At 43.4% G+C, this 14839-nt stretch carries 15 protein-coding genes and 1 other RNA gene; 9 read left to right on the plus strand and 7 right to left on the minus strand.

Annotated elements, in window-relative coordinates; translation table 11 throughout:
• The first annotated feature begins 149 nt into the window (after positions 1–149).
• The gene (locus MHH86_RS10550) at positions 150–347 is read left to right on the plus strand and encodes a cold shock domain-containing protein (protein ID WP_036689272.1); all 198 of its coding nucleotides are present in this window, start codon (positions 150–152) and stop codon (positions 345–347) included.
• A 214-nt stretch (positions 348–561) separates the two neighbouring features.
• Here MHH86_RS10550 and MHH86_RS10555 read toward each other — a convergent pair whose 3' ends face one another.
• The gene (locus MHH86_RS10555; protein ID WP_036689275.1) at positions 562–1812 is read right to left on the minus strand and encodes an MFS transporter; all 1251 of its coding nucleotides are present in this window, start codon (positions 1810–1812) and stop codon (positions 562–564) included.
• Between the two features lie 193 nt (positions 1813–2005).
• Here MHH86_RS10555 and MHH86_RS10560 point away from each other — a divergent pair, with 193 nt between their 5' ends.
• Positions 2006–3088, plus strand: a complete 1083-nt coding sequence (locus MHH86_RS10560; protein WP_036689648.1) for a tetraprenyl-beta-curcumene synthase family protein — start codon at positions 2006–2008, stop codon at positions 3086–3088.
• A gap of 66 nt (positions 3089–3154) precedes the next feature.
• The gene (gene pfkA / locus MHH86_RS10565; protein WP_036689277.1) at positions 3155–4126 is read left to right on the plus strand and encodes a 6-phosphofructokinase; all 972 of its coding nucleotides are present in this window, start codon (positions 3155–3157) and stop codon (positions 4124–4126) included.
• A 71-nt stretch (positions 4127–4197) separates the two neighbouring features.
• Here pfkA and MHH86_RS10570 read toward each other — a convergent pair whose 3' ends face one another.
• The 4 genes from MHH86_RS10570 to MHH86_RS10585 all read right to left on the minus strand — a co-directional run bounded on the left by MHH86_RS10570 (position 4198) and on the right by MHH86_RS10585 (position 8352).
• A complete protein-coding gene (locus tag MHH86_RS10570; protein WP_036689279.1) occupies positions 4198–5571 on the minus strand; it encodes an MATE family efflux transporter in 1374 nt (457 codons plus the stop codon).
• A gap of 135 nt (positions 5572–5706) precedes the next feature.
• A complete protein-coding gene (locus MHH86_RS10575; RefSeq protein ID WP_036689282.1) occupies positions 5707–6918 on the minus strand; it encodes a putative glycoside hydrolase in 1212 nt (403 codons plus the stop codon).
• A gap of 231 nt (positions 6919–7149) precedes the next feature.
• On the minus strand, positions 7150–7338 hold the full coding sequence (locus MHH86_RS10580) for a hypothetical protein (RefSeq protein ID WP_036689649.1): 189 nt from the start codon (positions 7336–7338) through the stop codon (positions 7150–7152).
• Between the two features lie 180 nt (positions 7339–7518).
• Complete coding sequence (locus MHH86_RS10585; RefSeq protein WP_036689285.1) at positions 7519–8352, minus strand: YitT family protein; 834 nt, start codon at positions 8350–8352, stop codon at positions 7519–7521.
• 335 nt (positions 8353–8687) lie between these two features.
• Between MHH86_RS10585 and MHH86_RS10590 the strand changes: the two genes are divergently transcribed.
• Positions 8688–10340, plus strand: a complete 1653-nt coding sequence (locus MHH86_RS10590) for a DEAD/DEAH box helicase (protein ID WP_036689288.1) — start codon at positions 8688–8690, stop codon at positions 10338–10340.
• Between the two features lie 127 nt (positions 10341–10467).
• Here the strand turns inward: MHH86_RS10590 and MHH86_RS10595 are convergent, their stop codons facing one another.
• On the minus strand, positions 10468–10566 hold the full coding sequence (locus tag MHH86_RS10595) for a hypothetical protein (protein WP_036689290.1): 99 nt from the start codon (positions 10564–10566) through the stop codon (positions 10468–10470).
• Positions 10567–10752: 186 nt separating this feature from the next.
• Here MHH86_RS10595 and MHH86_RS10600 point away from each other — a divergent pair, with 186 nt between their 5' ends.
• From MHH86_RS10600 to MHH86_RS10610, 3 genes are all read left to right on the plus strand, one after another.
• Positions 10753–11589, plus strand: coding sequence for a DUF624 domain-containing protein (locus MHH86_RS10600; RefSeq protein WP_076143302.1), 837 nt, complete (start codon positions 10753–10755; stop codon positions 11587–11589).
• A 102-nt stretch (positions 11590–11691) separates the two neighbouring features.
• Positions 11692–11883: non-coding RNA, 6S RNA (gene ssrS / locus MHH86_RS10605), on the plus strand.
• 159 nt (positions 11884–12042) lie between these two features.
• Positions 12043–12432: a DUF1499 domain-containing protein gene (locus MHH86_RS10610; RefSeq protein WP_036689295.1), complete on the plus strand. Its 390-nt coding sequence runs from the start codon at positions 12043–12045 to the stop codon at positions 12430–12432.
• A 189-nt stretch (positions 12433–12621) separates the two neighbouring features.
• Here MHH86_RS10610 and tpx read toward each other — a convergent pair whose 3' ends face one another.
• A complete protein-coding gene (gene tpx, locus MHH86_RS10615) occupies positions 12622–13140 on the minus strand; it encodes a thiol peroxidase (protein ID WP_036689298.1) in 519 nt (172 codons plus the stop codon).
• 117 nt (positions 13141–13257) lie between these two features.
• On the opposite strand from tpx, the gene MHH86_RS10620 reads away from it, so the two are divergent.
• Positions 13258–13893 carry a rhomboid family intramembrane serine protease gene (locus MHH86_RS10620; protein WP_036689651.1) on the plus strand — a complete coding sequence of 212 codons (636 nt, stop codon included), beginning with the start codon at positions 13258–13260 and terminating at the stop codon, positions 13891–13893.
• Between the two features lie 4 nt (positions 13894–13897).
• Positions 13898–14812: a LysR family transcriptional regulator gene (locus MHH86_RS10625; RefSeq protein WP_036689300.1), complete on the plus strand. Its 915-nt coding sequence runs from the start codon at positions 13898–13900 to the stop codon at positions 14810–14812.
• Positions 14813–14839: the final 27 nt, after the last annotated feature.

Genomic DNA, 14839 nt, shown 5'->3' on the forward strand with positions numbered 1-14839 from the left:
TGGCTTTTGGCTCAATGATAACGCACTGGAGAAGGGAAAAGCAAATTAAATCATATATTAAGGGTTGGGTTTGATTGATTTGAACAGAAGATTGCAGTATACTATAGTTATACGCCATATATGGCGGTTATTTTTAGGAGGTTGTTCAATTGAAAGGTACAGTAAAATGGTTTAACGCAGAAAAAGGTTATGGTTTTCTTCAAGTAGAAGGCGGCGAAGATGTATTCGTACACTTCTCAGCAATTCAAGGTGAAGGATTCAAGACTTTGGACGAAGGTCAAGAAGTAGAATTCGACATCACTGATGGTAGTCGTGGACCGCAAGCTGAAAACGTAGTAAAATTATAAGAAACAGCAGGACAGTTAAGCTGTCTGCTACAAATATATAATTTACTTGGCAAGCCCTTGCAAGAGTGGTTACCAACTTACAGAACACAGTTCTTTCGGGAACTGTGTTTTTTTACGCCCACTATAGAAGTTATCCAAAATGAAAAAGGTCGTTACACTCCAGTGAAGGGGAGTGCAACGACCTTTTTGTATTATGAAATAATACCAACCCTAATTATAGGGAGGCTTTTTTGTTCTTTTTTCTGAAATAATTGATCGGATCCAGGTTGGATTTCAATAAATGCTGTCCCAGAAACCCTGCAAAAGCGAGTAAGCTGAAACCCGTAGCCACTATATAAAAAATATAACGCCCCGCCTCTTGATAAATAATGCCGCCAAAGGTACCGCTAAGCAGCCCAGACGCACTTGACCAAACGACGGTGAAAATGGCAAGACCTGTTGCCCGAAGGCGATCCGGAATAATCCGGGTGATATAACGGACAGATGTTACATAAAAAACACCAAATGATATACTGTGCATGGCTTGAATGGCAATCATTGAGCCCGGATGATCCGCTAGGGACATCAAAAGAAAACGCAGAGCATACATCAGACTCCCCAAGGCCAGCAAGGGCAATTCTTTGAATTTGTCGCCGTATCTGCTGAGGATAAATAATACAGGGATCTCACTAAGAGCTGACGCGAGCAGTGCCCAGCCAATGATTTCCTCACCAGCGCCTAGTTGTTTTAGACTGATCGTCAGAAAGGCTTCGTTCATTCTATGGCCTAACGCGAGTACAAACACACAGCCGAAGAACCACAGCACCTCTTTTTGCAACAATATATCTTTAAGTCCATTTTTGCTATTATCAGCTTCAGCTGTGTCCTTATCTTGATTCGTTGTTTCTATAACAGCAGGTTTTTTAACATCCTTAAGTCCTAGGGTAATTAAAAGTGCAGCAATAATGATGATGATACATAGGGTCAAGCTCCAAGTAGAGCCCAATGCTCTTAATGCATAGCCAACGGTTAGAGCAAAGAAAGAATAGCCTAAGGAGCCAAAAACGCGAATGGTAATGAAGTTCCGTCCGTGTCTTTCGGCAACTTTGATAGCCATTGTATCGGCAAGCGGAAAAACTGGGTAATAGAAGAAGTAGAAGAAGGACAAAATAAGCATGACAGATGAAAATTCCGTCGCTCTGGCTAATAGAAGACCAGTTACTAATTGACCCGCAAGTAATATGAACATGATCTTTCGAATGGTGCCTAACTTATCGCTTATCATACTCCAGAATAGATTGGATAGGATGGAGATAAGGGGGCCGAGGGAATACAAGTAGCCTATCTGAGAACTGCTAAACCCTAAATGTGTGTAGAATAAAGGAAAGTAGGATACTACAAGGACGCTGGTACCATATATGGTAAAGAGAAAGGAACGCAGCCAGTTTTGATCGCTGTAAAGGCTGCCGGTCCGTTTTGAAAACATGGATTGCACTCCTCCGAAATTGAAATATGCCTAGTATAGCATAAAGCAATGGGGAGATGTTTTTAAAAACTGCTGTATTTCTGAATCTTTCATGATTTTACGAAAGTGATTTTGTTGTTTGTACAAATACGCCTGATCATATTATAATAAGTGGTGATTTGGATAAGGAGACAACAATGTGGAGGCACTGTCATTGAGTGAATTAGAGCAAGGCCGTTACCTTAGCCCGCGTGGTCCACTGGGACTTATGAACAGGGTCTATAAGTACGTGCTGCCGGAAGTGAGAGAATGTCTCCATTTCTGGCGCCAAGATGCGAACGGGATTCCCGATCCCGAGCTCCGGAAGCAAGCACTTGCCAGCATTGAAACTAAAGAGTTTCATTGCATAGGCGGTGGTATTTATGCCGCCGGCAATTTATCGATGAAACATATACTGATTCCGCTAATTGTTGCTTATCAAACTATCAGTGATTATCTGGACAACTTATGTGATCGCAGTACTTCGCTTGATCCTGCAGATTTCAGGCTGCTGCATCAATCTATGCTGGATGCTATTGATCCAAATGCTGAGCCAGGTAATTATTATGCGCTTCGAAGTGAACAGAATGACGGCGGATATTTGTACAGGCTGGTTCGCAAATGCCAAGAGATGATTTCTTTGTTGCCAGGTTATTCCGCTGCTGCAGCGGAGATTCGAGAACTGGCTGTGCTCTATACAGATTTACAAGTGTATAAGCACATCCGCCCGGAACTCAGGGAAACAGCCCTGAAGGAGTGGTGGGAGGAACAGGGCAGTCGAGCACCACATCTGCAATGGAATGAATTTTCGGCTGCAACGGGATCAACGCTAGGTGTATTTATGTTATTTCTATCCGCATGTGATCCGAAGCTGAACCAAGCTTCTGCGGCTTCGATTCGAGCCGCGTATTTTCCGCATGTATGTGGTCTGCACATTATGCTGGATTATCTGATTGATCAGGAAGAGGACCGAGCAGGCGGTGATCTTAATTTCTGCAATTATTATGATGACACGGATACCATGCTGAGTCGGATCGCTGCAATGGTTGAGTGGGCCCGTAAGGATGTTCGTAATCTTCCAGAGTCTTCGATGCATCGTATGGTGATTGAGGGATTGCTGGCACTTTATTTATCTGATCCGAAAGTTAGCGAACAGCGGGAAGTTCGCTCTGTATCTAAAAGCCTGATGAAAGGCAGTCCGCTTACAAGACTGTTCTTCTTCGCTAACAGCCGTTGGATACGCAAACGCTTTTTGTAACCATGTCGCGAAGTTATTTTTATAAGAAGTATCAGGCTTCGCACAATTTTAAGGAGGAACAACAGAATGTCTAAAATTCAAAAAATCGCAGTATTGACTAGTGGTGGAGATTCACAGGGAATGAACGCCGCTGTTCGTGCGGTTGTAAGAAGCGCACTTTATTTCGGTATTGAGGTATTTGGGGTGCAACGTGGTTATCAAGGTCTGCTGAATCGCGATATCTTCCCAATGGATCTTCGCAGTGTAGGAGATATTATTCAACGTGGCGGTACTGTTCTGCAGTCTGCAAGATGTCTGGAGTTCACGAAACCGGAAGGACAGCAAAAAGGCGCGGATATCCTTAATGAACTGGGTATCGATGGTCTAGTAGTTATCGGTGGAGATGGTTCCTATAAAGGAGCTAACAAATTAAGTAAACTCGGTATCAAGACTATGGCTTTGCCAGGTACAATTGATAACGATATTTCCTTCACAGACTATACCATCGGGTTTGATACAGCGGTTGGCGTTGTTGTAGACGCTATTAACAAGTTGCGTGACACTATGTCCTCCCATGAGCGTTCTTCAATTGTAGAGGTTATGGGACGCCACTGTGGCGATATCGCGCTGCATGCTGGACTGGCTTCCGGAGCAGAAACAATTCTTGTGCCGGAAATGCCATATGATTTGAATGAAGTTGCTGACCGGATGCGCGATAACTTTATCAGAGGTAAACGCCACAGTATCGTAATTGTTGCCGAAGGCGTTGGCAAAGGTGAAGATGTGGCTCAAGCTCTGAAAGACCGTCATGCTTCTCTGGATGCACGTGTTACTGTACTCGGACATATCCAACGTGGTGGAACACCAACTCCTGGAGACCGGAATTTGGCTAGCCGTCTTGGCGATTTTGCCGTACGTAAGCTAATCGAAGGTGAATCCGACAAGGCTTGTGGTATCATCAAAGGTGAATTAACCCTTACGGATATTGATCTCGTTGTAAATACGAAAAAGGGCTTTGACCTGGAGCTGTACGAGCTGGCTTCCCGTCTTTCCCAATAATTAGCGACCCTATATATAAAAAGGAACAGCTGCGAGATTCGCACTGTTCCTTTTTTGTGTAATATGGATCGTTAACTCTGTGGTTGTTCCTGTGTGTATTGTGCGGCATAACGCCGTTGAACTTTGATAAGCCGAGACAATAGCAGGGTCGCACCGATGGCAAGACCGGTGATAAGACCAATCCAGTAGCCGAATGCTCCTAGATCTGTGTAAGTTGCAAGTACATAACCTGTAGGTAAGCCAATTACCCAATAGGCAATAAAACAAATGATAAAGGCTGGGTTAACATCCTTATATCCGCGAAGCGCACCTTGAGTAGGTGTAGCAATCGCATCTGAGATTTGAAAAAAGATTGCATAGATCAGGAAATGCTGAATTAACGAGATGACATCGGGTTCATCTGAATATAGACCAGCTACATGATTTCCGGCAAATAAGAGTAATAAAGCTGTGGCCAGCGAAAGGATTGCCGCCAGTCCGATACCCATTATGGCATATTGGCGTGCATCCTTTTGTCTGCCAGACCCGGTCTCGAAGCCGACGAGGATGGTAAGGCTGATGCAAATACTGAGCGGAATCATATAGAGTGTTGTTGCAAAATTGATTGCTGCCTGATGCGCGGCAATTGTTACGGTATCAAATCGGCTCATTAACAAGGTTACAGCGGAAAAGACAGCTGTTTCGAAAAAAATCGAGAAACCGATGGGTACTCCGATTTTGAGCAAATCTTTAATGCTGTTTAACGATATAAAATAGAACTTACGGAATAATCTGAGATTTACAAAGGCCTGAGAACGATATATGAACAGTAGAGCAACGGCAAATATAACCCAATAGGTAATAGCTGAAGCGACCCCAGCACCAACGCCCCCGAGACGAGGGAATCCGAAGTTCCCGAAGATGAGCAAATAGTTCAAACCTACATTTACAGGCAAAGCTATTAGTGTAATACACATGGATACGCGTGTTTGCCCTAAAGCGTCTATACAGCTACGAAGTACCGTATATCCAAACAGGGGGATAATTCCGAACGAAATAGCACTGAGAAAGCGGAAAGCAACATCTCTTACACCAGACTCCAAGTTCATAAAATTAAGAATAGGTGACAAGGCAAAGCTGCCAATCAGCAAGACGATGATCGAAACAATCAGTGACAGCCAAATACCTTGTGTGACTTGAAAGGCAACATCCTTATCCTTTTTGCTCCCGATGAGCTGTGAAACAATAGGTGTGATCCCCATAAGAATACCGCTGAGACCGGTTTGGATTGGAATCCAAAGACTAGTTCCTATCGCAACTCCTGCCAGATCGACGGTTCCGAATTTACCGGACATATTAGTATCAAAGAAGGTGATCGCGGATAAAGCAATTTGTGTAACAAGGATTGGGAATAAAATATGAAAAAATTGTCCTGCCTTTTGTTTTAAAGAGGTGGTCTGTATCATAATTATGTGCCTCATTCTTTATGGTTTTTCAAGGAATAGGTTAAATAGTTCAATAAGTTTCCGTTAAAAGACCCGGCAGACGCCGGGTCTTTAGCATACGTATATCAGATCAGCTATAAATAATAAGGGCTGTATTCATTGTTTTTCGTAATCAACATCGGCAGTATAGCGATTGTTGGCGTTCCATAGAAGGAACTCATCCACGTTCTCATCTTTTAAAGCGCGGATTTGATCTTCCACCTGTTTTTTACCATATTTCACATAATGACCACTTCCGAGCCAGCTTGCTGTAAAGTCTTGAATCCAAGGTCGAATAACGGGTTTATAGCTGCCCAGTGGATCAAGCTTCTTATGTGTATCAACCATGGAACCTTTGATTGTAGCGTAAGGATCTAAGTCGGGCTCTTTCACGCCAAACCATCCCGTTGAATAGTGGCTTGGATAAACCATTGGACTGATAACATCCACATTCTTGGATATTTTAACAAAGTCCTGGCCGATACCCTCAGCAGGGGCAGATGCGGCATATCCAAAAATATCTACGGACACACGGACACCAAGTGGAGCTAGCTCTGCTTTGGCATATTTAACAAAATTAGATACGATTTCTACGCGTGAGTCAGTGGTTTTAGTGTATTTAAGGGTATCAGCACGTTTTTCGAATCCTTCCGGAAAGCGAACATAGTCGAACTGAATTTCTTTGAAGCCGAGCTTAACAGCTTCCTTGGCGATATCCACATTGTATTTCCACACATCTTCATTATAAGGATTAACAAAGCTGTCGCCGCCCTTATTCTTCCATACAGTGCCGTCAGTATTAACAAAAGACATCTGCGGGTTCTTCTTGGCAAGAATAGAATCTTTAAAAACAACAATCCGGGCGATAGGATAGACATCATGTTTCTTCAAACGTTCCATTAACTTATTGATATCTCCAATAAAAGGCTGAGGGTTACCGAGCTTCTGGAGGTCGGCATTATCGGTCTTATACGTGATATAACCCGCATCGTCCTTAATGTCTATTACCATTGAGTTAAGTTCGGTTTGGTCAAGTAATGTAAGCAGCTTTTCCATTCGTTCCCCACCAGCACTGTAGGCGGTAACATAAATGCCTTTTACTTTGGGTGCGTCTGGTTGTGGATCGGTGTGTAACATACTTTCTGAGTTTGTTGCTTCAGGTGAAGCGCTTGGAGCTAGAGTTGCTACATTCGAATTGTTGTTTTGTTGTGCAATGATGGGGGGATTCATGGCGGACTTCAAAGCGATCGCCACTTCAGCGTCATGTTGATTCTGTTGTACGCCTACGCTTCCCAAGGCCATCATCAGTAGAGCCCAGGTGATGTTCATTCGTTTTTCTCTCCCTTTATGTACTTTCCCCTAAATTATATAGGAACGGTTGCTCCCAAAAAGAACAGTGTTGTAACAATATTAGCTCAGATTGGGAATAAAAAACCGCCTTTGTTGTTTATAAACGAGATGTATGGATTCGAAACGGTATGAAAAAAGTAAATGCCGCCTTAAATCGGCAACAGGGCCGAACCCAAGGCGGCAACTATCAAGACTTCTCTTGCGGCTTGCTCATTGAAGATACGCAGAATTCTGATGTTCACAGATGCTGTAATGGATAATATCCATGGCATCTGCAGGTTCCAGAATACTTAGCCCGTCTCGCAGAACGATTACTGAATTTAATTCGTCCTGTTTGAGAAACGGCATCATATCAGGATACCACCTCATGACGATTGCTGACAGTTTTACCGTTTCCATTTCCACAAAAATCACCCTTTCCTTTTTCGATAGTTCTGAATAGATTCAGTGTTCATCGGAAAACGAAGTGCTTTGGAAAAAAGAGGGGTAAATCTCAATCTTTATGAAATTGTTAGGGTTCTGCGTGTGTATAATATATCATAATTCTGAGGTTGGTGCATTTTCCAATACTAGGAATTTTTATTTCCTCATTTTGTCTTTCCGGAAGGAACCCATAACACCCACTGTTTCAACAATATTTACAAAAGCTTGCGGATCTGTCGTGCGGATGATACGTTGCAGCTCTGCAAGTTCGTAGCGGGTTGTTACCGTCATTAGCATGTCCTTTTCAACGTGAGAATAAGCGCCTTCTGTTTTAATCTTTGTGACACCTCGTTGAAGGCCTATTAGATGTTGCAGTAATTCATCTGTACGGTTTGTTACAATATATACAGTTACCTTTAAGTGGCTGATATGAATCATATCCAACACTTTACCTGTTACATATATAGATACCATTGATGAAAGTGCTAAATTCCAGTTCTGGTCAAGATAAGCGGCCGCCAGGATAACAAGTCCATTTAAACTTACTACTACATTGCCGACCGGGAAATCTCGGTATTTAGTGATAATTGAACCCAAGATGTCAAAACCTCCGGAAGAACCTCCTGCACGGAAGGAGATACCACAGCCAATCCCAACGAGAACTCCGCCAAATACAGAGGACAGCAGCATATCTGTAGCCACCAGATGCTCGGGAATCACTGTTAAGAACCAGGTTGTAAACACAACGGACAACATGCTCATAATAATAAATCTCCGGCCTAACTGGAACCAGCCTGCAGCCAGCAGAGGAATATTAAAGAGCAAGTATAGGAGGCTTATGTTTAATGGAGTGAAATAACCCACTAACATGGAAAGCCCAGATACACCACCACTTAGTAAACGGTGTGGAATTAAAAATAGATTAAATCCACTGGCGATCAGCGCTGCCCCTAAAAAAACAACCAAACAATTCAAAATCTGTCTTAACAAGTAAATCCACCCTTATATATATATTTAAAAAAATAAAACATGAAAGCAATGAAAAGAAAGGAACCCACTGGTATTCTCACATGTGTTTGTGATATAATGTATAGGATATTCTTGAGTAGAACGTTACAATGGTATTTTTGCATTGCATCGGATGTAAAGCTACAGTTGCTCAGGTACAACAAGGTACCTGATGATTAGGGAGGCTTTTCGTCCCAAAAGCGCTATATCATGCAGAAAATAGAGCATGATTGGACAGCCTATAAATGTGTTTACCGCTACTTAAGAATACAGACAAGCATGTGGAATGTCCACTGTATAGAAGGAGCATGAATAATTTGAAAACATTCGCAGAATTTGGCTTGGAGCCAAAAGTGCTACAAGCAATCACAGAGTTAGGATTTGAGGAGGCAACACCGATACAGGAACAGTCGATCCCATTAGCATTGACTGGGTCGGATCTGATCGGTCAAGCTCAGACTGGTACAGGTAAGACTGCTGCTTTTGGTATCCCCCTCATTTCGAAGATTAACCGTGAAGACGAAAAAATCTTGGCCCTTATTATGGCACCAACACGTGAGTTGGCCATCCAAGTGTCAGAAGAAATTGGCAAACTAAGCCGTTTCAAAGGTCTTCGCTCGTTGGCGATTTATGGCGGACAGGATATTGGACGTCAAATCCGTGGATTGAAAAAGAAACCACAAATCATTATTGGTACACCTGGTCGTTTGCTCGATCACATCAACCGTAAAACGATCCGTTTGGATGATGTTCAAACCGTTGTATTGGATGAAGCAGATGAAATGCTGGATATGGGCTTTATGGAAGATATTCAGACTATCCTGAAGCTCGTTCCTGTAGAACGTCAAACCATGTTGTTCTCTGCTACAATGCCACCAAACATTCAACGCCTAGCTCAACAATTTCTTAACAACCCGCAACATGTCTCCGTTATTCCGAAACAAATCAGTGCCCCACTGATTGATCAAGCTTATGTGGAAGTGCCTGAGCGTCAAAAGTTTGAAGCTCTTAGTCGTTTGATTGATATGGAATCACCTGAATTAGCTATCGTATTCGGACGTACTAAGCGCCGGGTTGATGAGCTTGCTGAAGCTTTGCAAAAACGCGGATATTCTGCTGATGGATTGCATGGTGACTTGTCACAGAACCAACGTGATGCTGTAATGCGTAAATTCCGTGATGGCAGCATTGACGTGCTGGTAGCTACTGACGTAGCGGCACGTGGTCTGGACGTATCCGGCGTAACTCACGTAATTAACTTTGACTTGCCACAAGATCCTGAAAGCTATGTACACCGTATTGGTCGTACAGGACGCGCAGGTAAAGAAGGTACGGCTTGGTCATTCGTTACTCCACGCGAAATCGATCACCTGCATTTGATCGAACGTGTTACTCGTCACCGGATTACTCGTAAACCTTTGCCAACAATGGCTGAAGCTATTGAAGGTAAACAACGCGTTACTGCTGAGCGTTTGCTTGAAGTGGTAGAAAGCGGAGAGTTGAACGAGTACAAAGGAATTTCTATTCAATTGCTTGAGCAATATGATTCCGTACAATTGTTGTCCGCAGCTATGAAGCTTCTCACTGGCGACAAGAAGGATTCCGCAATTGAATTGACTCCTGAAGATCCAATTCGTGCTAAACGTCGTGGTGGCAAAAACGATATCCGCAGTGGCCGTAAACCTAATGGTGGTTATGGCGGAAACCGTGGTACTTCCGGTGGCAGCGGTAGCGGTGGCGGATACCGTGGTAACCGTGATAATAACGGTGGCGGTAGTCGTGGTGGCTATAGCAGCGGTGGCAGCAACTACGGTAGCGGCAGTGGCGGCTATGGCGGTGGCTATAAAGGCAACCGTGATGGCGCACCAGCTCGTGACGGTGGTGCAAACCGCAGCGCAGAGCGTAAACCATACACTCGTCCAAGCAGCACGAGCACTCGTCCTGCAAAACGTGAAGATTTCGATAATTAATACTTCGTCAAGATACCAAAGAAGACGAGATGCCGCATTGCGGTTCTCGTCTTCTTTTTGCTGAAATATAAGGATGTTTGGTGAATTGTTATGTCCTTAGTAGGGCGCGAATTTGTTTTGTGTGATATTAGTATCCGAATGTACGAGTGATGATAACGAGCAAGATAAACAATACGAGGATCGTGCCTGTAGAAGTCCAACCGCCGAAGCCAACAGGTGTAGACATGAGATAACCTCCTTTAGAATGTGGGGATTTTGGTATTTCTTATGGTTACAATCCTAATATATGGACTATAAAGGCTTTACGTATAGACGATAGTCTATAATTCAGAAAGTTGGGCTATGGAAATGAGGAGGTCAAATGAGGTATAGTTAAGATATGTAGTATGTAAGAGACAGAGGAGGAAGGGAATTGGAGTTTAAAGGAGCAATGGGCGGCTTATACCGCGTGACAGAATGGATTTCACGTATCGCAGGCAGTAATATCTTATGGGCACTATGTTCCGCCCCGTTTTTGTTTTTTGGTGTTTTAAAGATGATTATGTTAGGGACAGGCGCAGGTGGAGCGAACGAGCAAATTACATTGAACTGGGCAATGGGGATTTTAGCGCCCTTTACGGTGTTTCCAGCTTCAGCCGCTTTATTTACCGTAGTGCGTAAATGGGTAATGGGGAATACGGATGTAGGAACTTTTCGTACATTTTTTCAGGGGTATAAAGAGAACTATGTAAAAAGTATGCTCGGAGGAGTTATCTATACATTGATGTTCGTTGTTATGTACGTTGATGTAACAGTTTACATGACACAAATGCCTAACTTCAGAATTGTTGGTATTTTGATGTTGGTGCTGATGATACTTTTGTCGGTATCCATGTTTAACTTCTTTTCCATTGTGGTTCATTACCAAATGGGCTTCAAGCAAGTGATGACCAATTCTATATTGCTGACTATAGCACGCCCAATTCGTGTGTTCTCTACATTGATTGCAGCCGCAGTTCTTGTTTATATCGGTCTTAGATATCCGGCTCTTTATTTCATTTGTATTCCAACGTTGATTGCAATGACGGCCTTCTTTAACTTCTACGCTACTTATAATAAGCTACAGCTGCAAGTAGAAAAGAAGAAGCTGAAAGAGCAGGAAGAAGCAGAAGCAGCAGCATTGAACAATCGGAATGAATATGACGACGATGACGACGATGATGATGACTACGAGGATGAAATTGATGAAAAGGACACCAAACGCATTTAACAAAAACTGGATTAGCGTTGGATATTTCCAGGTAATTAATTCCTGTGTAAAAATAAAGCGCATACAGGTTTACTTTTTCGTTAAAACGCAATATAATAATAACAAATCCTGCGATGTACGTTACGGTTACTCGTTGTTTTGAACCAATGATAATGTCTTGGGAGATCTACACGAAGCGCAGCTGAACCGCCCTGTCTATATGACTTGGGGAATTCAAAAACGTTTTCTGCGATCACCCACCTGCTCTAGCAGGTTCAGAAGACACTGTAGCCGGACGGCATAAGCGGGTTTTCTCTTGTTTAAGCCAAGGCGCCCTGTTTCCCGTGAATAATGGGAGCGGGCGCTTTTTTGTATGTCTGGAATAAAGGGAAAGTGAGTTATACCCTTTTGTTCCTGAGACAAGAGTGTTACACTTAGAATAATGAACTTGGGATTTGTAGAGGGGGAAGAATTTTGTCGTTAAAAAGAACCTTGGTTGGCTTATTCCGCAGTCATGATGGAACAAGCGACCGCGCCAAAGATCCGACATTAAAAACGCGTTATTACAATCTAACTAAAGACAAAGCATGGGAAGAAGTTTCATCGACTTTAAAGAAAGTTCCTGGATTTAAGGTGCTTCACGAAGTGGAGTCTGTAGGTGAGATTACTCTTGAGAAGAGAACGGCATTTGGCCGTACGCTGGACATTACGGTATCGGTGCTTAATACGACGCCTGTTCGTTGTGGTGTAGATATGTATTCTGCATCTAGAGGTTCACTTGGTGATCTCGGGGCGAATTACCGTGTGATTCAACGCTTGTATGCATCTTTGGACAAAAAATTAGGAAAATACAAAGCAGACTGATTTTTAGAGGCCCGTCAAACCCTTCTTGCTTAGGGATAGTATGAATGCGTTTACGTAAACGGTGAGCTGCTCAGTGTGTTATCGATAAATCTTTCTATTACAAAAAAAGCGGGAGAAGGATGGACCTTCTGCCGCTTTTTTAACAGAGATTATTAAGTATTGTTGTAATAACCGCTACTGATTGGAGAATTAGAGCAGCTTCTTCACAGCAGCAATAGCATCTTCATAGTTAGGGTGCTCGGTCATTTCACTCAAATATTCAACATATACGATCTTGTCGTTCTTATCCAGAACAAAAATGGAGCGCATATCTAAGCGGAATTCTTTAATCAGCACACCATAGGCTTGTCCGAATGAGGTTGCTTTGTGATCGGATAGAGTAACAACTCGATCGATGCCGGCAGCACCGCACCAACGAGCTTGGGCAAACGGCAGGTCCGTGCTTACAGTGAGAATTACCACATCGTCACCAAGCTCTGCGGCTTCACTGTTGAACCGGCGGGTCTGTGCGTCACATACCCCGGTATCAAGAGAAGGGACAACACTGATCAGCTTGATTTTACCGGCATAATCACTTAGAGACACGTCTTCCAGGAGATTCTTGCTCAGAACAAAATCGGGTGCAGGATCACCAGTTGTTAGCTTAGGTCCTACGAGAGTGATGGGGTTGCCTTTAAAAGTAGCTACGCCTGTTTTTTCTTGCGTCATATCCTTGTTTTCCTCCTCGAATTATAATATTGGATTCTTACTGCCACAATAAATTATAATCTTAATAGCAGGAAGATGTCCAACCGGACAAGATATATATGTAAAGGGATGGGTGTTATGATATTTATTCGGTACGAAAATTGGAAAAGTTATGTCCGGTATTATCCGGTAACCTGTCTGCTCATATTGGCCAATGTGATCATGTTTATCCTGATGGCAGTTAACGGAGGATCAACAAATATTCAAACGCTTGTTGATTTTGGTGCTATAGTTGATGTGAGTCCGTACAAAGAGGAACTGTGGCGCTATCTGGCCGCTATTTTTTTACATAATGGGTTTTCCCATCTGTTCTTTAATTGCTTCGCTCTCCTGGTGTTTGCACCGCCTCTGGAGCGATTGCTGGGCTGGTGGCGTTATGCGCTGCTCTATCTGGTGGGCGGATTTCTGGCAAATGTGCTTACAATTGCGATTAGTGCTCGCTCAGTAGTAGAGGTTGGTACGGTTTCGGTTGGCGCTTCTGGAGCAATCTACGCCATTTATGGTGCATTTTTATACATTGCCGTTATTCAACGGGCGATGATGGATGAGGGCTCGCGTAAGACTTTATACGGATTGCTAATGATCGGGATCATTATGTCGTTTGCTACACCGAATGTGAATTGGGTTGCACATCTCGGAGGTTTGGTTTCTGGCTTTTTCGTATATGGGCTAATTATTCGTATATTCAAAAAAAGCCTAAGACAGGGGCGATGATGGAGTGGAGCTAAGACAGCTGCAATATTTTTTAAAGGTAGCTCAAAAAGAACACGTAACAAGAGCGGCAGAAGAGCTTCATGTAGCGCAGTCTGCGGTAAGCCGTCAGATTCATCAGCTGGAGCAAGAGCTTGGGGTTGATCTATTCATGCAAAAAGGGCGCAATCTGCAGCTTACGCCTGTTGGACAGCTCTTTTGCAAGAAGGTTGAGAGTATCCTTAAGGAGCTGGAGCATTCGGTAAATGAGGTGCATGAATTTCTGGATCCTGAGCGTGGAGAGATTCGGATCGGATTCCCGCATAGTCTTGGTACACATCTCATCCCGACTATCGTTGCAGATTTTCGTAAATATTATCCTCATGTCAAATTTCGTTTTAAACAAGGATCTTACCCTTCTTTGATAAAAGACGTATTGTCTGGAGAAGTGGACTTAACTTTCATTTCGCCTTTTCCGGAGAATGATGAGCATGTCTCGGGGGATATTGTAATGACTGAAGAGTTGTTTGCGATTCTTCCTCAGAATCACAGGTTGGCAGGAGAGTCTGAGATCCGGTTGGAACAGCTGCAAAAAGAGAAGTTTGTTCTATTCAGCCAAGGCTATTCGTTAAGACCTATCGTTTGGCAAGCTTGCTTGCAGGCGGGATTTCAACCGCAGATTGCATTTGAAGGCGGAGAGACCGATACCATTCGTGGTTTGGTGGCCGCAGGGATGGGTGTAAGCCTGCTTCCGGAGATGGCGTTCTATCAGACGAATCCTCTTCAACCAGCTCAGGTGAGGGTTGTGGAGCCTGCGGTGACGAGAACGGTTGGCTTGATCTACCGTACAGATAGTAAATTGCCGCTGGTGGCACGTTCCTTTCGGACTTTTTTAATCTCCTACTTTAAAGCTAGACAAAATAATACCCCGGTCGGCTCTTAGCCTTCCGGGGTTTTTGTTGTTTAGAGG

Origin of the sequence: Paenibacillus sp. FSL F4-0097 (assembly GCF_038593125.1) — a bacterium.
GTDB classification, from domain to species: Bacteria; Bacillota; Bacilli; order Paenibacillales; family Paenibacillaceae; genus Paenibacillus_AQ; species Paenibacillus_AQ odorifer.